Here is a 21,300-nt window from a genome sequence, read left to right on the forward strand (position 1 = left end):
TCATAACGCTACTGTCTGCGTATGAATGCAGATGATCGGGTAATGCGGTTGCCTGATGATCAAGCCTGTTGGTCGTCGAGGTGGTGCAGGATGCTCGCCGACTCGACGCACATTCAGATCCTGTGGGCTCTGGCGATGCCGAAATATCGGTGAACGATCTCACCGACCATGTCGGTGAGCCGGCACCGCTGGTGTATCGACGTACTGGACGCGGTAAGCAACGCCCAACATGCCGGACTGGGCATTCCCGGACATCAGCGCGGCGTGCTGGTATGCATGCATTGCCGTAGAACCCACTCGAAACAGAAAAGGAACCGGGATATGACCGACGAACACTCCCACGTCGAGCCCCATGCCCACGCACACAGTCACGGCACACTGACCCATACCCACGCCCACAGCGCACACGAGCATGGCCACCTCGAACACGAGCACGCCCATACCCATGACGGAGTCGAGCATTCGCATCGTCATGTGCATCAAAGCGATATGCCCAATGATCACTCACACACCCACAACTGAGCCGGAGGGCGGTCAACCGGGCTGCTGGACGACCGGCAATCGGGTGTGCGCGTGGATGAGATTGGCTTCGAGCAGTAGTTCCCGGTCGGCGAGGGCGTCGGCCGGTGTGGTCTCAGCAAGAATCGTGTGGTCCTCGCCGAAAACGATGCATCGATCGGCGAGTCGATCCAAGCTGTCGAGGTCATGGGTGGCGAGCACGATCGTTTTGCCCGCTTCGGCGAGGTCCTCGATCAGCTCGGTCAGCCACTCGCTGGTGCGTGGATCGAGCGCGGCGGTCGGCTCGTCGAACAGCAACACTTCCGGGTTCATGACCAGGACGGTGCCGATCGCGACACGTTTCTTCTGCCCTCCCGAGAGTTGGAACGGCGCCCGGTCGGCGGTGTCGGCGATGCCGAGCAGGGCAAGGACATCCTCGACCCGGGCCGCGGCCGCACCGCGGTCCAGACCGAGCTGCAGTGGACCGAAGGCGAGCTCGTCACGCACCGTCGGCGAGAAGACCTGCGCGTCGCTGTTCTGGAAAACGAAGCCCATCCGCGACCGAAAGCCCATGTTCATCTGCTCGTCTTCCAGGGCGTCCTCGGTGACGGGTGCGCCGAAGGCGGTATAGGTCCCGCTCTCGGGAAATACCAAGCCGTCCAATATCTTCAGCAGCGTGGACTTGCCGCAGCCGTTCGCTCCGATCAGCGCGACCTTCTCCCCCGCCGCGACCTTCAGTGATACGCCGGAAAGAGCCTCGAACTTTCCGAGATAGCGATATCGCAGGTCTGTGCACTCCAGGACGGGCTCGCCGCCCGAGGACAGCTGACAGGACTGGGACTCCTCATCGGGTGATGACATGCTCACCCACCAACAGCGCCGCGCCGGACACCGCGACAGCAAGGGCGTAGAGCAGGTCGATCCGCGAGGGCCGCGGTTGGGCAAGGACTTTGGCATCTCCGCGATAGCCACGCGCGACCATCGCCTGGTGCACCTCTTCCGACATCGCCATCGACTTACCGATCATCGCGCCAGCGGTGGCGAAGACGAATCGACGCGCATATTTGTCGTGCTTCTCGGCGCCGACCGTGCGCGCTTTGCGCGCCTGATACATATCGGTGATCGTGGCGAGCAGTAGGAACAAGTAGCGATAGGCCATCCCGATGATCAGGATGAACACGCGTGGGACACCGAGAGTTCGCAGTGACGCGAGCAATCGTGTCCATGGCGTGGTCAGCGTCAGCAGCACGACCGAACTGATCGAGGACGCCACGCGAGCCACGACCAACAGGGCCGACATCAGACCTTGCCGGGTGATCCCTTCTGCTCGGCCGTGCCAATGCCAGAGAGTCACGATCACCTCGCCGTCGGTGACCACACTCAGCGTCGCGGGGATCAGGACGATCCCGGTAAAGATCGGGACGAACAGCCACACTCGCTTGACGAAGAATCCGACCGGCACCGCACTACACGCGGCCAGAACCAGCGTCGCGGCGTACAACACCATCAGCGCTGCGATGGTGTGCAGGAACGCCCCGACCAGCAGCAACCCGAACAGTGTGACGATCTTGACCCGGGCATCTATGCGTTGCAGTAAACCGTGCTGGGCGGCGGTGTCGTCGCTGAACATCACCTGCCGCAATAGATCCGCACCGCCGGTGAGCGTCTTCTCGAGGTAGGACCCCTTGCGGCGCTTGCCGATACACCCGCAGGGGCACAACGTGACATCGCGAGTGAGCAACCAGTCCGGGGCGGATGCCGGACGCGGATCGGTGGATGCGGTCGTGGTCATGAGCCGGTGTCGGCCGAGCTACGCGCGGGTTCGGTCCGATTGTCGATCGAACCCCGTAAGCCGAGAGCGCGCAGACTGAAAGCGATGAGGTAGACCGCCGCTCCGACGACGACGATCCCGACCACGGCCGACACCAGGTAACCGATATTGGGGTGGGAACCGTTCGAGAATCCGTAGTCGCCGAGCAATGTGTGGTTCCAGAACCCGGCGTACTTCGCGAGCCCCGTCGGCACCGTGTCGAGCCCGAGATCGCCGAGATCCAGGTCCTCTGGCGAATCTTCGCCGAAGGCGCCTCCCGGCGCCAGCAGACCCAGTGGCGTCAGCAGCACCAGCACCGCCATCACCGACAGTGCTACCGCGACCGGACGCAGATTCGGTTTCGGCGCCACGGTGTCTGCCGCATCGACGGGCACTCCCGGATTGTTGACTTGCAGGAGCGGGATATTGGCCTGCTGCAGATACGCGACGACGCCACCGGCCAGCGCGGCCTCGGCGAACCCCGCGATCAGCAGATGGGCAAGCAGCATCGCAGGCAACGTTTGCGAGAGATGGTAGGGCGAATACAGCGGCGTGCCCGAGGCATCGTGGAACAGATCGGGCTGTATGCCGAGTTCGATGCCGACACAGATCGCGGCGGCGTTGAGGCCGACGTAGCCGCCGATCGCGGCAGCGACGACCCGACGCCACGAGGTCAGAACACTTCCCCTGGCGAGCAACCGATAGATCCCGTAGGCGACGAACGGCAACACGACGCCCATGTTGAACACGTTGACGCCGAAGGCAAGTACGCCGCCGTCGCCGAACAACAGCGCTTGAAAGGCCAGCGCGACGGTCACGGCTATCAGCGCGGCCCACGGCCCCAATAGCACCGCGATCAACACGCCGCCGACCGCGTGCGCGGTGGTGCCGTCCGGGATCGGAATGTTGAACATCATCACCAGAAACGACACCGCAGACAGCATCGCCAGCGTGGGGACCTGCCTGGTCTTGACGACGTTCTTGACCCGCTGTGCCGCCACCGCGGCGATCGGAACGGCCACCACATAACCCACCGCGCAGGTCGCCGGCGATAGATACCCGTCAGGAATGTGCATCGAAACTCCTCGAGGAGATCTATCTGCAAGTAACTGGCATCAACGGTAAACCTCGGACACAGCACAGACCAGCACATCGCACGAATCGTCGCCGAGCGGAGATACCCGACATAACCAGACCTACCACCGACATCTACGCCCTCGACGGCGAACCTCGGCTCCTGCTCCAGGACTATCGTTGTTGGACAGCAGAATTCGAGACGCCATCCGACCGCCGAGTTCCATCGCCGGTTGAATCGACGACCTGCCGGGCATGGTGCCAATCACCCGAGACGGCCGCCGGAGCAAGAATCCGCTACGCGCAGTGTGCGAATTCTCCTGACATAGCATCTTGTTCGGCCTGCGTCATCCACCGTTGATGGCGCATCACCGGGTTCCTCACCCGTGCCGCAGTGTTGCTCTAGTGCGGCGACGCCATCGCGGGGACAGGCGGGGGGTGGCGTGGCTCGGGATAACGCGGGTACGGGGTTTTGTACAGAAACGCCCGCCGCTTGGCTTCGAACCCGAGACTGTCGGCGAACAGGTTGCGCGCCATCTCGCCGAGTTCCTCGAATTCGTAGGCATCCAACGGCTTGTCGGCCAAATCGCGGGCCAGACGCCCGCGCGTGCGCTTCATCGTCGACAACCACCGCTCGGGCTGGACATACTCACTGGCCAGCGCAGTGAGCCAGTCGTCGAACCCGATATCGGGGCCGACATGATCGACGAACCCGATATCGAGAGCCTCGAGGGCGTCGATCGGTTCGGCGGCCTCGAGTAGCCGGTGCGCGGTGTCGGCGCCGACGCGACGCGGCAGGGTGTAGGAATGCAACTCGGAGCCACCCAAACCCATTGTGCGGTAGTGCGCGTCGATGACCGAGTGGCCGGTGGCGACCACAACATCAGCAGACAGCGGCAGCATTGCCCCACCCGCCCCTGCCGACGTCATCGCCACCACCGACAGCTGGCGGCAGAACAAGATTTCGCGGCACAGCGCGTTGATCGCGCGGATGGTCCGCCACGCCTGTTGCGCCGATTCAGGCGAGATCTCGATCTCGCCCAAATGGAGTCCGTTGCTGAACACCGCGTGCCCGCGCCCGCGCACCACCAGCACCTTGGTGTCTTGACACGCTGCGGCTCGGATCGCGAAAGTCAGCCGACGGCAGAGACTTTCGGTCATTCCGCCGTTGTACGAATCGAATTCCACCGCGCCGATTTCGCCGACCGGGCCCAAGCGCCGATAGGTGATGTCGGTGAACTGCCCGGCGGCGCCTGCCGCCGCAGCAGTTGTGGTCGGGATCGTGCCGAGGACTATCCCGGCCCGTGCGAGCGCGGCGGTGGACGGGGCTTTGCACGACCAGCGATCACCGAGATCGATGCTCAGATGGCCTACCCAAATGCTGGTGCCCCCACCGCAGGCCACTTCGACCGCATGATGGCGACGACCGAGCAAGGTCCCCGGCGCCGCGTCGAGCCCATTGCGGCCGGGGTGTGCGTCGTAGAGCCGCACGGGCCGCTGTGCCAGCGTCGAAACCACGCCCGGCGCACCGTCGGCGGCGTGGATGTGGCGCAGAATCTGCTCGGGATCGGATGCCCAATCGAAGGCCCGGTCGCTCTGGCGCATCAACCGCCGCGCCCTCGCATGCGAGATCGGGCGATGGGCATTTTCCTGATCGAGTGGACGGAAATGTGGGTCGGCTGCCTTGTCGGCAACCTCCAGAATGCACTCGATGGCCGCATTCGCCACCTGCCCGTTGTACACGAGCGATTTACGGAGACGCGGCAGTCTGAAAGTCCGTGTCGCCCAGATAGGTCCACTGTCGAACGTACCAACCGCGGAGAGTGCTGTTACACCCCACAACGGCTCGCCCTCGCTGATAGCCCAGTCGAGACTGCTGCCTCCGCGATCACCCACCGGGCCTGGGTGGATAACGACGGTAGGCCATCGCGTATACACCGATTCCGGAATGCGGACAGTTAAGAATGGACAGATCACCACGTCGGAGTCGCATGTTTCGACGGCTTTTTCGATATCGCCGCTGGTGGTCACCACCGCTGTACGCACCATACGTCCGGATCGGCGCAACGCCAGCCGGGCGCGCCTGGTCAGGCCGTTGTCGGCGCTGCTCACAAGGAGAATACGCTGCTGCACTCTCGACCCTCTCGCTACGCCCGCATCCGAACCAGCGGTGCCAGAATCCGAATCGAAAACCACTTGTACTATCGAGCTCACCACCCTCAGAGGTCGACGCACTTCCCCGATTCGTGTGCACACACATATTGTGCATACAGAATGTGGAAAACCAGGCTATTGACGACCTACCAGTCAGACCGGCCACCGTAAATACCGAAACGCCTTTCTTCTGAGAAAGGAGAAATCGACGGTGTCAACCCATCTCGCCGCAGCTGATGACGAGACTCGTCGAACCGGCGAGGGGTTGAGCGCGACCTCCGGACAGCCCCATCCGCCGGCGCGCGCCATGCGACACCCACCAGCGCCCGAGAACGAGAAGTCACACACGGTAACGGATGGCGCTATGAGCCCGCGGACAGAGCGAAATCGCTCAGATCATGTGACTGAGGTAGCCGTCGAACACGATGTCGATGACGTTGGGCAGCGCTGCTCGAGCAGCGGGCCGCCCGCGCAGGACACCTGCCACCGCGGTGAGAACGCGCCACGGGGCTCCGGCAGTGGCAGTGGCAGTGGCAGTGGCAGCGCGATACCACTGGGCGTCTCGGCAGTCGCCGACGTTCTGAGCGCCTCGGTCGTCGGTGATCACTCCCCCGCTACTCCAGCCGATACCCGCTTTCCTGAGTGCAGTTCGCAGAATCATCCGGTCGTCGCCCCCTGCACCGTTGTTTGGTGGCGCAAATGCGGGCTATCCGCAAGAGGACCGGCTGGAAAACGCAGGCCGGGCACCTTCGAGAAAGGGGCTCGCACCATGAGCGCTGTAGACAAGGCACAGAACAAGGCCGAGAAAATCGCCGGTAAGGCCAAGGAAAAGTTCGGCGAGGCCACCGACGACAAGGACAAGCAGCACGAGGGCAAGGCCGATCAGGCCAAGTCCGACCTGAAGGATGCGGGCGAGAAGGTCAAGGACGCCTTCCGCAACTGACTCGACGCTCGCCGGCGTCGATCGCGAGCGGGTGACCCTCTGCGGTCATCCGCTCTACGCGCGCCGATTCCCGTTGTCCACCAGCATATTTCACCCAGGGCGGTTCGATCATGGCCGCATCGACCGCAGCCGCGTCAGTGCGGGTCGGGTTCGCCCAGATGCACGGTCAGCAGGATGTGGTCGAGCCGAGTCCGTAGTTTGACGTCGTCAACGGCCACCTTCGGTAATTCGGCCACGACCCGTTCCGCGACCGTCCGCAGCTTGACATTGGTCTCCTGTGAACGCCACCGCAGCACCCCGAACGCCTGGTCTGCGTTGACACCGTATACGAGCATCAGCGCGCCCTTGGCCTGCTCGATCACGACACGGGCGTCCAGAAGTCCTGGAAGCGTGCTGTCCAGCGCTTCACGCCTGAAGTCGGCCGCGGTGCTCGACAGATCGATGTAATACCCCTGGGTCCCGATCACCGCACCGTCCTCGTCGGCCATGGGCTCGGAAACGACCAGTACCTCACGCACCCGCCCGCACGTGTCGATGATCCGATGATGACTGGAGAAGGCAGCCCCGTCCTCGACGGAACAGATCAGGGCTTCGAGCCGGTCACGATCGTCAGGATGCTTGTGCGACAACAACATTTCTGTCGTCGGCGTGGTACCAGGAGCGCGGCCGTGCATGCGGGCGACCTCGTCCGACCACTCCCACCGCCGCGTTCCGAACCAGTACCGGAACGGGCCCACCGTCAGCGGATCGCCCACACCCACCACACGCTCAACAAGAGTGCGCTCTGATTGCGACACCTCGTCCCGCTCGGTCATGACACAAATTATCCCCCGTTACCTTCTTCGTGGCTCTAGCACAGGGCCACGGTCATCCGGTCCGGTATGCCTTTTACCCCTGTCTCTCATGATCGACCGATTCTGGTTGCATCGTTTCGTGGCGGCATCGCGGCCTACTCACATCAGGTCATGTACTCGGCGTGCCCGCGGGATCCCGGTGGCAGAGCTTTCCTCGCCGCCGCGCCGGCACATGCACAGTTGGTCGTCTACCCGACAGCAGATCGCAGCCGCTCTGTGGGACTACCGCCCCGAAGCCCGGAGACAGGACTCGAGGACAACGATGTCGTATCGTGCCGCCGCCACGATCGGTAACGACCCAGAACTGGACGCGCTGATCTTGCGGCTGCACATCGAGACCGTGTGCCGACGCGGCGCCGTCCTGTCGTTGTCACTCGAGGACCTCGATCACGCCGAGTGCCTGGTCAGACTTCATGAGAAAGGGGAAATCATCCGGTGGCAACCCGTCTCGCTGCAGCTGATGACAAGGCTCGTCGAGCATGTCGAGCGCCGCGGTGGCGCGACCTTGACCTACCCTCCAGCATCGCCGAACTAGGCGAGGCGTTGAGCGCGATCACCGGACAACCCATCCCGTCGCACGCGCCGTGCGACACCACCAGCGCCCGAGAACGAGAAGTCACACACGGTAACGGATGGCGCTATGAGCCCGCGGACAGAGCGAAATCGCTCAGATCATGTGACTGAGGTAACCGTCGAACACAATGTCGATGCGGATCCGCAGGGTTCGCGTTGCCCTATCCCCGCGCTGCCACACATCACCGATACCCGCCCACGCCTCGCCGACTTGGTTCTCCAGGTGGTCGGCGTGGCTGACGCGGACATTCTCGCGCCCGTGATCCCAAGGGCCACACCCGTGTGCCCACCGAACTCGACGATGCCGCCTGCATCGAGGTCGGCACGCAGCCGCATGGGTCTGATAGTGCCTCCGATCCATCACGCGAACACCGTGCCCGCGCCGAGGGCCTACGACGGACTCCGCGCAGTCGATAGCAGCGGACGAGTCACAGCCAAGGAGGTCCTGGACACGCTGGGCTGGCGTGCCAACGATCGCCTCGAGTGGTGGTTCGTTCACGGCCTGGTCGTCGTCGGCGGCGCCGACAGCACCCTTCGGGACCGAGGCATCACACGTGGCGGCAGGCTCGGCATCGACACGCAGGGCAACGTACGGCTGTCCATGCGCCTGCGTCGCGTCGCCGCCATCTCTTCCGGCAGCCGCATACTGCTCGTCGCCCGACCCCGCGAGAAAACGCTGGTGATCTTCCCTTCGCCTGTGCTCGACGACGTCGCCATTCGATGCATGGCTGAGCGCGGTATCGGGGCGGAATCATGACCGCCGCGACAACGACCGACAAGATCGCCACTGCGGAAGCAGTGCTGCAGAGCCTCGGTGTGTCAGCGCGGGACCTGCTGCACGCTGCTCCACACCGACCACAGGTTCCGACCTTCAGAGAGTATGTGCCGGTTGTCTACAACGCTATGCCGGACACCGTGACCCGTGACAGCTATCTGGCCTAGTGGAGGAAGGTCTTGGCCGTATGGGGCGACCGCCGAATCGACGCGCCAACGGTCTCGGAATTCAAGCACCTCGCGGCGACTTTGGTCAGCACTAGGGTGGTGCGACGCAGCGACCGCGGCGGGCATAGCACCAAGGAACACTTCTTCCACGCAATCCGATGCCTGTATCGGTTCGCGGTCGACGACGGACACATCGCTGCCACAGAAGATCCGTCCGCCAAGCTGGACAAACCCCGACCTCGTCCGTCGAACCGGAGAGCACTTCCCGCCGATCTACTCGAAGAGATATGTCGGGTCGCCGTCGTCACCAGCGACGACCCTGAACTCGACAGCCTCATCCTCCGCCTGCACATCGAGACCGCCTGCCGTCTGGAGGGAGCCCTCAATCTGCGCCTGCAAGATCTCGACCCGACACAGTGCTTGATCCGGCTACGTGAAAAAGGAGACAAGGAGCGGTGGCAACCAGTCTCACCAACACTGATGGCAGGGTTGCTGCGCCACTACCACGAACGCATCAGCCTGCCAGGTGCCACGCGACCGAAATCCCGAAACGGTCGTCGCGTCAGCGCTGCGGCACATCAACGACTGCTGCGATACAGCTACGGACCCCCGATCAGCAAACGCCGCTACGACACCCTCTGGGCCCGGATCGGTACCGAGCTGGAGGTTGTTGCCATACAAGGGATCACCACACACTGGCTGCGTCACACCACGCTACGTTGGGTAGAACGCAACTTCGGCTATAGCGTCGCCAAAGCATTTGCCGGACACGCACATACACACGGCCTGGGCGCTACCACCGTCTATACCCGCGCAGGAATCGAAGAGATCGCCGAAGCCCTCGCCGGACTCACCGGCGAGCCCCACCCCCTTGCCGCTGGGCCAGGTCTGCAATGGCACCCCGCTGACCGAACCCCACCCCTCGCGAGCACAACGCTGACATAACAAACGGCGGCAAACCGCACGGTCATCGCGCACCACCCGGGCGAGCGCAGCAAAACACGACCGAGGTCCACGACCTGAGCCATGCGCACCTAATGCCTTGCCATGCCGAACAACTCGTCCAGGAACGACGCGTAAGCCGATTTTCGTTGCGCCCGTGTTGGTTCCAAGTCACAGAGACGAACTCCCGATGTCGCCCCCGGTGCGACCGCGGAGCCTGGTATCAAGCCGGCAAGATTTGAACCTGCGACCACTTGACCCCTTCCGTAGCGGCTCACCGGTCGTACCGAGCGGCCGCCAGTTTTGCCACGGAACCCGACCCGACCACCACGAAGCCATCGTCTACATCGCCATGATCGCCGTCATGTCACGCCGACTCGCCCGCACCTGACACAGTTCTCAGACGCTCACTTAAACAGGAAAGTTATCTTCTAATGTTCTCGTTCCGACTGAATCGTCTGGTAGCCAGCGGTAAGCTGTTGTTGACGCCTTCCGCGGTACCAAATGACGTCTTGTTCGGTCCGGTCGATGCTGCAGCTGTCGGCCAGCGTGAATGCGCGTTCCTATCGGGACGCATCATGTTCACCAAGTTAGCGAATCGCGTGTCGCAAAGTCGATTCGGCACCTAACGCACTCGCAGCCCCAGTCCGGTAGCACGGCAGCGCGGCCTACTACGCGGACGTCATAAAGCTCGCTGTAAGGAAGCAAAATGTCTAGCAAGATCGTCAAAACCCTAGCCGCGACTGTTATTGCCGCGCCCCTGCTCGTCCTCGCGGCGCCCGCAGCCACTGCCGATTCGACTCCCGCGGCGCCTCCGTCGTCCTCGACCGCTCCGGTCGACGGATCATTCGGATCAGCTACGTGGTGTTTCCCCCTCGGCAGTTTCGTCTGGTGCATCTGAGTGAGCGTCTGAGAACTCCGGTGTTGGGTGTGTGTGACGCTCGAGATTTGAGTGAACTCCTGGTAGAGCAGTGATTGCTGAGATCAATTGCTGTACCAGGGAGTTCATTTGTCATCATCGCGTATTCCCGCGTGTTCGTCGTGCCCGGCTGGTGGATCGCGTGGGCGATGCTGCCCTCGGAGTTCCCTCCGGTCAAGACCGTCTACGACATCTCCCGGCGCCCTCGCCTTGTCTGATATATCGCGCGTCGCGAAATCCCGCACAGCTGCAGTGTGTCCGACAAAGCCCTTCGCGGGGCGCTCTACGCCGCACGCGACGCCGATCCGCCCATGGTCGGGCTGCTCTACCTGTGCCGGGGACAGGACGTGTTCCGCGTCGTCGACGCCGCCCACCAACGACTCCCGCGCGAGCTGGCACCGGCCCCGATCCGCGATACGGGCATGGTGACACCATCCCCAGGAATTCGGCGAGGATGTCCAGCTGGAGCCCGTGCATCTCGATAACCAGCGCAGCGGCCGTGTTTACCCGCGATACCTGCATCCGGATGTGGTGACGTTGGCGGAAAGCGGCAGCTGGCTGTCCCGGTTCCTGACGACGCCGAACGGTGGGCCACAGATCCCCGAGCTTCTGGCGCTCTGGGGACCCGATGGCCTCGAATTGGCCCCAAATCTGCGGGTCGTCGAATAGACGAAATCCCCTTCCGACCCAGGTGTGCCTCAGAAGAACTCATCACACCGGGTCACAGACGATCTCTGCACTCCAGTACCCGCCCATCATGTCCCATCAGATCTGGGCAAATCCCATCAAAAGTGTGACATTTTGGTGGGACGGATCGAATGACGAGATTGGCCATCACCGATGACTCCGACCCTATGCGTGCAAGTCTCCAGTCTTTGTCTTAAGTGTTCCGCCTGCGCTCCAACCACATCGGCGTGTCAGAATCCAACACGACGAACAACTGGGTTCCGCTGGCGGCATGCTGGCTGTCGCTATTTCTCGCTGTCCGGGTCGAGGAGTGTTTGTATCAATGGTGTGATGAGTCGAAGAATGTCGTCAACGTCGGCGTCTTTCAAGTCGGACATCCGCAAGATGTAGCGCTGGCTGGCGATACCCATCAGCATCGCGCCGGCTAGTGCGGCGCGAAGTCTCGCGTCGGGGGCATGGATGCTCGCGGCGATCGAGTCGACCGACTGCGCGGTGATGTGGGTGCGTAGCAGTTCGGCGGCGGCCTCGCTGGTCATGCTCGTACGGACCAGGACGGCCATCGGGCTGTTCGGGTCGGCCGCCCACGCGGCGAGCATCGCCCGGACGCGATTCTCCGTGGTCTCCATCGCGTCGTCGAAGGTCTACTCGGCAATGGGGATGTCCCAGTGCACCGCTTCCCGGAACAGCGCCTGTTTGGACCCGAAGTATTGGATGACCGAGGACTTGTCCACGCCTGCGGCAGATCTGATTACGTTGGCGGAGTAGATGATTCGCTGGATGTCGTAGTCGAGGAACGTCATCGAACCCCGAGTGTGCCAACGCGTGGCTGTCGTAGCGGTCGAGCTTGGGCCGTACCATGGGTGCGCAAATGGAACGGATCCAGCAGGAAGCCATGGCCCCTTTCCAGCCCAAAACCGTTGGGACATAAGCGAATCTGAACGATGCAGGCCCGATCCCGCTGGACCGGGCCGTCATTCACCGCAGCTGAAGCGGAAGGTGCAGGACCGTCGGTCGGTCGGCTGCCCACGCCTGTTCGACAGCACCGGCGAGGGTATCGGCGGTGACTGGTACGCCGTAGCAGCCCATGGCACGGGCGGCGGCGGGGAAATCGACCCGATCCAGCGCCACGGCGACGGGTTCCTCACCGCGCTGGACCATTTCGTCGCGGATCTCGCCGTAGCCGCCATTGTCGACGACCAGCACCGGCAGCGCCAGGCCGAGCTGTGCGGCACCGGCCAATTCGGCAATGGTGAACATGACCCCGCCATCGCCCAGCACCGCGAGCACGTGAGCGTCGGGGTCCGCGAGTTTGGCACCGATGGCGGCGGGCAGGCCATAGCCGAGCGTGCCCATTCCGGTCGGGTAGAGGAATCCACCGGCCCGGCGCACCCGCAGACCGGACAGAATCCCGTAGTAGCAGGCCATGGTGCTATCGCCGACGACAATGGTCTTCTCGTCCACGACGGTGCGTAGCGCGGCAAGCATGTCCAGGTAGGGCTCACCTTCGGCGGCAGCGTCGGCAATCAGGCCGTCACGCGCCCGCGCGGCCCGTGTGGTGACGCGCGGGTCCACAGGCAGCAGGGCGAGCAGGGTGTCGATCGTCCGAGCCGCGTCGCCGATCAGACGAACGCGCGGGTCGATATTCGTAATGACGGCTGCGGGATCGATATCGACGCGAATTGTCGTCCCCGACAGGCGGAAGGGGCCGTTCCACAGATCCGACGGGGCGAGTTCGGTGCCGACCGCCAGGACCACGTCGGCATTCTCGACCAAGGCGCGCACGCTCGGGTGATGCAACCCGGCTCCTATCGCGAGCGGATGCTGTTCGTCGAGAACGCCTTTGCCGTTCGCACTGGTGATCACCGGAGCGCCCAGCTGTTCGGCGAGCCGGCGGACCGATTCACTTGCCCAGCGGGCACCACCACCCACGATGATCACCGGGCGCTGCGCCGCGGCGAGCAGCTCGGCGGCGGTAGCCAGTTCCCCGGCATCAGGCATCGGGGGCGCGGACTTGGTGGGCGCGACCGCGCGGGCGTCGGCGCGGGCGTCGATCAGGTCCAGGGGTATTTCGAGGTGCACCGGCCGGGGACGTCCAGCGGTCATGGCCGCGAAAGCCGCCGCCACCGCATGGGGGATCTCGCCAACCGACCGGACGCGGTGGCTGTAGGCGACGATCGCGTCCATCGCCGCGCGCTGATCCTTGACCTCATGCAGCAACCCGTTGCCGCGGGCCGGGTGCCCGGTCGGCATACCGGGTGAAATGAACAGCACCGGGACGGAGTCCGACCATGCCTGCGCGGCCGCGGCAGCGGCATTGAGGATGGCCGGACCGGTGGTTGTGAGGCAGACGCCCGGTCGGCCGCTGGTGCGGGCGTAGCCGTCGGCGGCGTAGCCGGCTCCCTGCTCGTGGCGCGTCAATATCGGGCGCACGCCGTTTTCGACGAGCGCGGAGAACACACCGAGGTTGTGGGTTCCCGGGATGCCGAAGACGGTGTCGACGCCGTGGTCGGCCAATGCGGCGGCAAGCGCCTCGCCGCCGGTGGGCTGCTGCACCGGACCTCCTGAGTTTGATGACTGATTGGTGAATCAGTTATATCAGTATTCGGGTCAATCGATGTCAGACACTTGACAACGATGTTCTATCACACCTTAACTGACTGACGAATCAGCTAAGTTAAGCAATCGAGGTAGCTATGAGCATTCCCGTCGACGAGCGTCTGCGGGTATTCCGTGACCCGCGGTCGGTGGCTGTCGTCGGCGCGTCCGCGGACGAGTCGAAGTGGGGGTATTGGCTCGCATCCGGCGCGCTGCGGGGTCGTCACCGCCGCCGGGTAGAGCTGGTGAACCGGCGCTTCGACACCCTGCTCGGCAGCGCGTGCGCGCCGAGCCTGTCCGCGCTGGACGCCGCGCCCGAGCTCGCCGTGCTGTCGGTGCCCGCGGCCCAGGTGGCCGGAGTCGTGACAGAAGCCCTGGAGATGGGGGTGCGCGGCTTTCTCGGCGTCACCGCCGGAATCGAGAAAGAGGCCGAACTGGCCGAGGCGATCCGGGCTGCGGGTGCGCGACTGGTGGGCGCCAACAGTCTCGGAATCTACGACGCCGCCGGCGACCTCGAGCTGTGCTGGGGACGATTCCAGCCGGGCGCACTGGCCATCGTGTCGCAGAGCGGCCAATTGGGTTCGGAGATCGCGACGCTCGGAGCGCGACGCGGCCTCGGAGTATCCCGCTTCGTGTCAGTCGGCAATCAGAGTGACGTCACGGCAGCCGAATTGCTGGCTGACCTCGCCGACCACGACCAGACCAAGGTCATCGCGCTGTACCTGGAGAGCTTCACAGGCGGCGAGCAATTGTTCGACACGCTCTCGGCACTGCGCGAGACGGGCAAACCGGCGCTGTTGCTGACCGTCGGCGCCGGAGCCGCCAGCAGCAGGATGGCGCAATCGCATACCGGATCACTGACCTCGCGGATGGATGTGGTCGATGCCGCCTGCCGCCGGGCCGGAGTGCATCGCGCCGGTAGCCCGACGGAACTGGTACAGATTGCCCAGGCGTGCCTGGCGACGACATCACCGGCCGGAAGACGAGTCGCTGTCGTCGGAGACAGCGGCGGACAGTGCGGTGTCGCCGCTGACCGGGCCGTTGCCGCAGGTTTGACCGTCCCCGCGGTGAAAGAAGAAGTCGCGACGCAACTTTCGGAACTATTGCCACCGGGCGCGGCGGTCAGCAACCCGGTCGATCTGGCCGGCGCCGGCGAACGCGAACTGGGGACGTACGCCGATGTCCTGGCCTCCGTTCTGTCCGATCCCGACGTCGACGCCGCGGTACTGACCGGGTATTTCGGCCGCTACCACGAGGATGTTCCGGCCCTGGCGGTACGCGAGCGCGAAGTAGCGGAGAATATCGCCGCGGTGTCGGCGTCGTACAGCAAACCAGTCTTCGTGCACACCATGGCCGACTCCTCCAGCACCGCCGACGCCTTGTGGGCAGGCGGGGTACCGGTCTTCGAGGACATCGATGCGACCGTCCGGACAGTGGCCGGGATGGTGGCGCTGCGCCCCATGACCGCACCCGCACCCGCCGAACTCGGTGCACCGGCCGGCGTTTCGCTGTCGGGGTATTGGGCGGCACGCAACGCGCTGGCCGACTGCGGTGTGCCGTTTCCCTCCGGCATGGTCGTCCGCCATCGGCTGGAGGCTGTCGCCGCCGCGGAGACACTGCGGGCGCCCTACGTCCTGAAGGCCGGCTGGCTGGCGCACAAGAGCGAGCACGGCGGCGTGGTGCTCGGCCTTGCCGACGCATACGAACTGGTCGAAGCCTTCGATCGGATGCGTGCCGCCCTGGGCGACGGCGAATACGTCGTCGAAGAACAGGACCGCTCCGAGCATGTCGTCGAGGTCTTGATCGGCGGACACCGAGATCCCGGGCTGGGCCCCGTGCTCACCCTCGGCGCAGGTGGCACCGAGGCGGAAGCCCTCCGCGACACCGCCGTCGAGCTGGCACCCATCACCGAGGAGACAGCGCGGTCGATGATCGCCCGATTGCGCTGCGCCCCACTGCTGGACGGCTGGCGTGGTCGGCCGGCGACCGATATCGCCGCACTGGCGGCACTCGCGGCCGCCGTCTCCAGATTCCTCGCGGCCAACCCCGGGGTGAGCGAGGTGGAGCTGAATCCCGTACGGGTCGGACCGGCCGGAGCGCTGGCCGTCGACGCACTAATCATCGAAGAAACGGAGAACCCGAATGACTGAGGACTTCACCGACAAGGTCGCACTTGTCACCGGCGGCGGCTCTGGCATCGGTCGCGCGACCGCGCTGCGGCTGGCTCGCGGTGGCGCGACCGTCACCGTGCTCGGTCGCCGCGCGGTCGGACTGGAGGAGACCGCCGCGCTGGGCGACGGCCGAATCCACACCGCTACAGCGGATGTCCGCGATTTCGCCGCCGTCCAGCAGGTCATCGATGGAGTCGTCGAGCGGTACGGCCGGCTCGATCTGCTCGTCAACAATGCCGCGGGCAATTTCGTCACCCCGGCCGAGGAGCTGTCGCCGAATGGGTGGAAGGCCGTCGTCGACATCGTCTTGAACGGCACGTTCCACTGCACCTCAGCGGCGGCCCGGCACATGCTCGATCACGGCGGCTCGATCCTCAATGTCATTGCCAGCTATGCCTGGCACGGCCATCCCGGCACCGTGCACAGCGCCGCGGCCAAGGCCGGAGTGCTGGCCATGACCCGCACCCTCGCTGTGGAGTGGGCCGCGCGCGGGGTTCGCATCAATTGCATCGCGCCCGGACCCACCGAAACCGAAGGCGCTTCGGCCGCACTGTGGCCAACCGATGTCGATCGGGCACGGGTGCTTTCCAGTGTTCCGGCCAACCGGTTCACTACGCCGGAAGAAGTCGCCGAGTCCGCCGCCTTCCTGCTCGGCGACCGCGCCGGGTACATCACCGGCGAGGTTTTGACCGTCGACGGCGGACAGTGGCTGGGCAAGGCGGTCTACACCGACTCCAGGGCGGGTGCTCGATGAGCACCATATGGGACCGCGACGCAGTGCTCATCGACGGCAACTGGCGGCGCGCGGCGGAAATCGTGGAAGTACAGAATCCCGCGACCGAAGAAGCGGTCGGAACCGCCGCCAGCGCACAGGTTTCCGATGTCGACGACGCCGTAGCCGCGGCAGTTCGAGCGCGGCGCGGCTGGGCGCAGATACCTCCCGCGGCGCGGATTTCGGCGCTGCGAACGGTCCTGGCGGAACTTCTGCAGCGCCGCGACGACCTGGTGGCCGCGACGGTCGCCGAGGTCGGCGCACCGGTGACCATCGCCGAACAAGCCCACATCGATTGCGGGCTGGACGTTTTCGCGGGGTTCCTGAACGCCGCGCCGGAAGCGCTCCAGCCGCAGCACATCGGAAACTCGGTCTTGCTGCGCAAACCAGCGGGCGTGGTCGCGGCGATCACGCCGTGGAACTACCCGTTCTATCAGCTGGTCGCCAAACTCGGCGCCGCGCTCGCAGCCGGGTGCCCCATTGTCATCAAACCCGCTGAGCTGACCCCACTCTCGGCCTATCTGGTCGCCGATGCGGTACAGGCGGCCGGTATTCCGGACGGAGTGGTGAACCTGGTACCGGGCACCGGCACCACCGTGGGCGCCGCACTGGTCGCGCATCCACAGGTCGACGTCGTGTCGTTCACCGGATCCACCGCGGTCGGGCGATCTGTCGCGCTGTCGGCGGCCGATCGCTTCGCCCGCGCCTGTCTCGAACTAGGCGGCAAATCGGCCAGCGTCGTCCTCGATGACGCCGATCTCGCTGCCGCGGTGCAGGGCACGGTCGCCTCCGCCATGCTCAACAGTGGGCAGACCTGCAGTGCATTGACCCGACTGCTGGTGCCGCGGGCGCTGTTGCCCGAGGCACTAGAACTGGCCGCCGTCGCGGCGGGCGCACTGGTGGTGGGCGACCCGACCGCGCGCGATACCGACATGGGCCCGCTCATTTCCGCGCGTCAGCGTGCTGCTGTCGCGCAGCACGTGAGTGGCGCGCTGGATCGCGGAGCCAGACTGGTCGCCGGCGGGCCCGGCCGACCGGCCGGGCTGGACCGCGGGCACTACCTGGCACCGACCGTGCTGGCCCACCTCGAGGCGGACGACCCTGCCGTCATCGAAGAAATCTTCGGCCCCGTGCTCGTCGTCTCCGCTCATGACGGCGACGACCACGCGATCGAACTCGCAAACAGCGGGCCCTACGGACTGTCGGGCGCCGTGTGGTCGGCCGACGCCGAACGGGCACTCGCGACCTCCGACCGGATGGACACCGGACAGGTCGATATCAATGGGGCGCCGTTCAATCCGCTCGCCCCGTTCGGCGGCTGGAAAGCGTCCGGATCGGGCCGTGAACTCGGCCGATCCGGCATCGAAGAATACACCGAATTAACCTCGGTCCAGCGATGAGCTGGGCAGCCAAGGAGTCTCATATGAACACCAGCATTTCCGCATGGCCGCTGACCGGCGAGCAGCGCCAAATCATCGAACTCTGCCACGATTTCGCCGTGCGGGAGATCCGCCCGCGTGCGCGCGAGGTGGATGAAGCCGACATCGTCACGCCGGTTGACATCTTCCAGAAGGCCTCCGAGGTCGGCATCACCGACTTCATGATCCCGTCCGAGTACGGCGGCGGCGGCTTCACCGATGTGTTCACCCAGTGCCTGGTGCAGGAGGAACTGTGCTGGGGTGACCCGGGCATCGGAAACCTGATGTGCTCCAACGGATTCTTCTCCGACCCGATTCTCGCTCTCGGCAACGAGGAGCAGAAGAAGCAGTGGCTTGGGCCGCTGACCGGACCGAACCCGCCGATGACCGCGCTGGCCACCACCGAACCGGAATCCGGCTCCGACGCGGCATCCATCGTCACCTACGCCGAGCGGGTTTCCGGCGGCTATGCGATCAGCGGACAGAAGGCGTGGATCTCCAACGCCGGCACCGCCGAATTCTATGTGGTGTTCGCCAAAACCGATCGGACGCAGCGTTCTTCGGGCGTCACCGCGTTCCTGCTCGACCGCAATGCCGAAGGGATCACCTTCGGTCAGCCGATGCGCAAGATGGGCCAGCGGGCCATCGTGTGCCGGGAGATTTTCTTCGACAAGGTGTTCGTGCCCGAGGCCAACCGGCTGGGCGACGAAGGCCAGGGCTTCCACGGACTGATGGCCACCTTCGATATTTCGCGAGTCGTGCTCGGCGCCGCCGCTGTCGGAGCCGCCCGCGCGGCGTACGAGTACGCGCTCGACTACGCGCGCACCCGCAAGCAGTTCGGCAAGCCGATCATCGAGCACCAGGCGGTCGCATTCCGTCTCGCCGATATGGCCACCCGCATCGAATCCTCGCGGCTGCTGGTTCATCACGCGGCGCGAGTACTCGACTCCGGTGCTCCCGCAGCAGGACTGGCGGCGATGGCCAAGCTGACCGCCTCCGAGACGGCCATGTTCGTCACCTGGGCCGCGGTGCAGACGCTCGGCGGCTGGGGCTACTCCCGTGAGCATCCGGTCGAGCAGTGGATGCGCGATGTCAAGCTCGAGGAGATCGAGGAGGGCACCTCCGACATCATGCGGCTGGTGATCTCCCGCAACCTGCGCTGAGGCCCACCACACCCGAAATACCCAGTCCAGCTATGGCCGGACTGGGTATTTCTCGTTCCGAATCCCTATCCGGGCGGCGATACCGACGGCCCGGCAGGGTGGTCCGGCACGGATGAGAAACGGCTGCGGCCGGTCGTCGATTGACGACCGGCCGCAGCCGTTTACATGATCGGTCTAAGGCACGCTGACCTCGGGATGCGGCGCCGAGGTAACGGTGTCCACAGCAGCGGCCCTGCCGCGCTGGTGGCGTCCGATCAATACGAAGCCAAGTCCGACGACGGCGAACACGACCAGGGGAACCAGCTGAGTCAGTGTGTATTCCAGACGTTCACCGGCGAAACTGGTCGGCAGCGAGTCGTCGGGGTGGCTCGTACTGCCGAACCAGCCCAATCCCGCTCCCGGCCACAGCAACTGGACCAGGGTGAACAAGACGATCGCAGTCGTGACAACGGAGGCAGCGACAGCGCCGAGCCGTCCGCCCGGCACGCTGAACGGCCTCCGCGCATCCGGATACTTACGGCGCAGCACCAGCAGGGCGGGGAACAGCCCGAGGTAGGCGAACATCGTCATGGAGATGGCGAGGTTCAGGCCGGCACTGAAGTACTTGCCCGTATCGCCCTCGGTGATATTCAGCGCCGCGACCATGATGACTGTCGCCAGCACCCCGGAGAGGATATTGACTCGGACCGGCGTACCGGCCTTCTCCGACAGCACACCGAAGAACCTGGGCCCGGCGCCGTCCGCGCACGCCGTGGCCTGCGCGCGGCTTTCACCGAGACCCCAGGCCACCCCGCTGGTGAACAGGGCGACGATGAGACCGATCGCCGCGATCCAACCGGCGAGGGCACCGAAGCCGGTCAATTCGATTGTCCCGTCAGGTAGTTCGTGGCTGCCGTAAACGCTCAGCACCGCCTTGCACGCGTCGATGAACCCACCCAGGCTGGTGACCTGATGATTGGGCAGTACCAACAGGATTCCCGCGACCGGCAGGGCGACCATGACGAACGACAGGATCCCGGAGCGCAATACCGCGAGCGGGATCGCGCGTCGCGGATTCTCCATTTCCTCTGCCGCGGAACTGGAGAGTTCGAAACCCACGAAGGTGAACACGATGACCGGAACCAGCACGATCAACCCGGCATAGGTGGGTGTGAAGCTGCCCGTATCCAGCGGTTGCACACCACGTTTGATGCCGTAGACCACGGTGGAGACGAAGAACGCGCCAAGCAGCACGATGCGTGCCCACGCGCCCGCCGCCGGTACCCAGCGGCCAACACGGAGCGACACCGAGGTCGACACCACCCCGGCCCAGATGAAGACGAGCCCGGCGATGTAGGTCCATAGCCCGGACAGCGGGTAGACGAACTTCGAGAACGTCTCCATGGCGACGACACACAGAGTGCCGCCAACCCAGACCGGGTTGGAGAGCCAATACACAAGCTGCGTGATGCCTGCGACGAATCGGCCGTAGGCCATTCGCGTCCAGATGTACTGACCGCCCTCCAGCGGGAAGGAAGCGCTGAGCTCGGCCACGATCAACCCGTAGGGCACGAAGAACAGCAGCGCGAGGATGAGTAACCAGCTGAATGCCTGATGACCCGACGAGGCGAGTGACCCGATCGTGTCGAGCCCGACGAGCGAGCAGAGCAGCAGGAAGAACACGTCGAACCGTCGAAGGCCGCGTTTGAGCTTTGCCTTGTTCGCGTGCAGAAAATCTGTGTCGCCGGTGGGGCTGGGTTCGGACACTAGGTCCTCCTTGCAAGGAAAGGATAGCTAAATATTCCC

At 64.7% G+C, this 21,300-nt stretch carries 21 protein-coding genes; 10 read left to right on the forward strand and 11 right to left on the reverse strand.

Annotated features, from left to right (window positions below; genetic code table 11):
- Positions 1 to 159: 159 nt before the first annotated feature.
- The 6 genes from OHQ90_RS39600 to OHQ90_RS28855 all read right to left on the reverse strand — a co-directional run bounded on the left by OHQ90_RS39600 (position 160) and on the right by OHQ90_RS28855 (position 6,197).
- The gene (locus tag OHQ90_RS39600; protein ID WP_442941199.1) at positions 160 to 504 is read right to left on the reverse strand and encodes a hypothetical protein; all 345 of its coding nucleotides are present in this window, start codon (positions 502 to 504) and stop codon (positions 160 to 162) included.
- 30 nt (positions 505 to 534) lie between these two features.
- A complete protein-coding gene (locus tag OHQ90_RS28835) occupies positions 535 to 1,359 on the reverse strand; it encodes an energy-coupling factor ABC transporter ATP-binding protein (RefSeq protein WP_328402764.1) in 825 nt (274 codons plus the stop codon).
- The gene (gene cbiQ / locus OHQ90_RS28840) at positions 1,343 to 2,290 is read right to left on the reverse strand and encodes a cobalt ECF transporter T component CbiQ (protein WP_328402766.1); all 948 of its coding nucleotides are present in this window, start codon (positions 2,288 to 2,290) and stop codon (positions 1,343 to 1,345) included. Before cbiQ ends, OHQ90_RS28835 begins: the two co-directional genes overlap by 17 nt.
- On the reverse strand, positions 2,287 to 3,384 hold the full coding sequence (gene cbiM / locus OHQ90_RS28845; protein WP_328402768.1) for a cobalt transporter CbiM: 1,098 nt from the start codon (positions 3,382 to 3,384) through the stop codon (positions 2,287 to 2,289). Before cbiM ends, cbiQ begins: the two co-directional genes overlap by 4 nt.
- Before the next feature lie 400 nt (positions 3,385 to 3,784).
- Complete coding sequence (locus OHQ90_RS28850; protein WP_328402770.1) at positions 3,785 to 5,515, reverse strand: enoyl-CoA hydratase-related protein; 1,731 nt, start codon at positions 5,513 to 5,515, stop codon at positions 3,785 to 3,787.
- A gap of 412 nt (positions 5,516 to 5,927) precedes the next feature.
- Positions 5,928 to 6,197 carry a hypothetical protein gene (locus OHQ90_RS28855; RefSeq protein WP_328402772.1) on the reverse strand — a complete coding sequence of 90 codons (270 nt, stop codon included), beginning with the start codon at positions 6,195 to 6,197 and terminating at the stop codon, positions 5,928 to 5,930.
- Between the two features lie 108 nt (positions 6,198 to 6,305).
- Here OHQ90_RS28855 and OHQ90_RS28860 point away from each other — a divergent pair, with 108 nt between their 5' ends.
- Positions 6,306 to 6,479, forward strand: a complete 174-nt coding sequence (locus OHQ90_RS28860) for a CsbD family protein (protein WP_328402774.1) — start codon at positions 6,306 to 6,308, stop codon at positions 6,477 to 6,479.
- 134 nt (positions 6,480 to 6,613) lie between these two features.
- Here the strand turns inward: OHQ90_RS28860 and OHQ90_RS28865 are convergent, their stop codons facing one another.
- On the reverse strand, positions 6,614 to 7,294 hold the full coding sequence (locus OHQ90_RS28865) for a PAS and ANTAR domain-containing protein (protein ID WP_328402776.1): 681 nt from the start codon (positions 7,292 to 7,294) through the stop codon (positions 6,614 to 6,616).
- 301 nt (positions 7,295 to 7,595) lie between these two features.
- On the opposite strand from OHQ90_RS28865, the gene OHQ90_RS28870 reads away from it, so the two are divergent.
- The 5 genes from OHQ90_RS28870 (at position 7,596) to OHQ90_RS28890 (ending at position 11,378) form a co-directional block, all read left to right on the forward strand.
- Positions 7,596 to 7,868 (forward strand): hypothetical protein, encoded by a 273-nt coding sequence (locus tag OHQ90_RS28870; protein WP_328402778.1) that lies wholly within the window; start codon positions 7,596 to 7,598, stop codon positions 7,866 to 7,868.
- A gap of 372 nt (positions 7,869 to 8,240) precedes the next feature.
- A complete protein-coding gene (locus OHQ90_RS28875; RefSeq protein WP_328402780.1) occupies positions 8,241 to 8,663 on the forward strand; it encodes a hypothetical protein in 423 nt (140 codons plus the stop codon).
- Positions 8,660 to 8,848, forward strand: a complete 189-nt coding sequence (locus OHQ90_RS28880; RefSeq protein WP_328402782.1) for a hypothetical protein — start codon at positions 8,660 to 8,662, stop codon at positions 8,846 to 8,848. Before OHQ90_RS28875 ends, OHQ90_RS28880 begins: the two co-directional genes overlap by 4 nt.
- A 12-nt stretch (positions 8,849 to 8,860) precedes the next feature.
- Positions 8,861 to 9,793, forward strand: coding sequence for a tyrosine-type recombinase/integrase (locus OHQ90_RS28885; protein WP_328402784.1), 933 nt, complete (start codon positions 8,861 to 8,863; stop codon positions 9,791 to 9,793).
- Between the two features lie 1,387 nt (positions 9,794 to 11,180).
- Positions 11,181 to 11,378, forward strand: coding sequence for a hypothetical protein (locus OHQ90_RS28890; protein ID WP_328402786.1), 198 nt, complete (start codon positions 11,181 to 11,183; stop codon positions 11,376 to 11,378).
- Between the two features lie 302 nt (positions 11,379 to 11,680).
- Here OHQ90_RS28890 and OHQ90_RS28895 read toward each other — a convergent pair whose 3' ends face one another.
- The 3 genes from OHQ90_RS28895 to OHQ90_RS28905 form a co-directional block, all read right to left on the reverse strand.
- Positions 11,681 to 12,022, reverse strand: a complete 342-nt coding sequence (locus OHQ90_RS28895; protein ID WP_328402788.1) for a TetR/AcrR family transcriptional regulator — start codon at positions 12,020 to 12,022, stop codon at positions 11,681 to 11,683.
- A gap of 15 nt (positions 12,023 to 12,037) precedes the next feature.
- A complete protein-coding gene (locus tag OHQ90_RS28900) occupies positions 12,038 to 12,196 on the reverse strand; it encodes a TetR family transcriptional regulator (protein WP_328402790.1) in 159 nt (52 codons plus the stop codon).
- A 175-nt stretch (positions 12,197 to 12,371) separates the two neighbouring features.
- Positions 12,372 to 13,949, reverse strand: a complete 1,578-nt coding sequence (locus OHQ90_RS28905) for a 5-guanidino-2-oxopentanoate decarboxylase (RefSeq protein ID WP_328402792.1) — start codon at positions 13,947 to 13,949, stop codon at positions 12,372 to 12,374.
- 140 nt (positions 13,950 to 14,089) lie between these two features.
- On the opposite strand from OHQ90_RS28905, the gene OHQ90_RS28910 reads away from it, so the two are divergent.
- The 4 genes from OHQ90_RS28910 to OHQ90_RS28925 are packed head-to-tail and all read left to right on the forward strand — an operon-like array spanning position 14,090 to position 19,515.
- The gene (locus OHQ90_RS28910; RefSeq protein WP_328402794.1) at positions 14,090 to 16,141 is read left to right on the forward strand and encodes an acetate--CoA ligase family protein; all 2,052 of its coding nucleotides are present in this window, start codon (positions 14,090 to 14,092) and stop codon (positions 16,139 to 16,141) included.
- The gene (locus tag OHQ90_RS28915) at positions 16,134 to 16,916 is read left to right on the forward strand and encodes an SDR family oxidoreductase (RefSeq protein WP_328402796.1); all 783 of its coding nucleotides are present in this window, start codon (positions 16,134 to 16,136) and stop codon (positions 16,914 to 16,916) included. Before OHQ90_RS28910 ends, OHQ90_RS28915 begins: the two co-directional genes overlap by 8 nt.
- The gene (locus OHQ90_RS28920) at positions 16,913 to 18,334 is read left to right on the forward strand and encodes an aldehyde dehydrogenase family protein (protein WP_328402797.1); all 1,422 of its coding nucleotides are present in this window, start codon (positions 16,913 to 16,915) and stop codon (positions 18,332 to 18,334) included. Before OHQ90_RS28915 ends, OHQ90_RS28920 begins: the two co-directional genes overlap by 4 nt.
- 23 nt (positions 18,335 to 18,357) lie before the next feature.
- On the forward strand, positions 18,358 to 19,515 hold the full coding sequence (locus OHQ90_RS28925; protein WP_328402799.1) for an acyl-CoA dehydrogenase family protein: 1,158 nt from the start codon (positions 18,358 to 18,360) through the stop codon (positions 19,513 to 19,515).
- Between the two features lie 174 nt (positions 19,516 to 19,689).
- Here OHQ90_RS28925 and OHQ90_RS28930 read toward each other — a convergent pair whose 3' ends face one another.
- Positions 19,690 to 21,261, reverse strand: a complete 1,572-nt coding sequence (locus OHQ90_RS28930; protein ID WP_328402801.1) for an APC family permease — start codon at positions 21,259 to 21,261, stop codon at positions 19,690 to 19,692.
- Between the last annotated feature and the right edge of the window lie 39 nt (positions 21,262 to 21,300).

Source organism: Nocardia sp. NBC_00403 (assembly GCF_036046055.1).
Taxonomy (GTDB): Bacteria; Actinomycetota; Actinomycetes; order Mycobacteriales; family Mycobacteriaceae; genus Nocardia.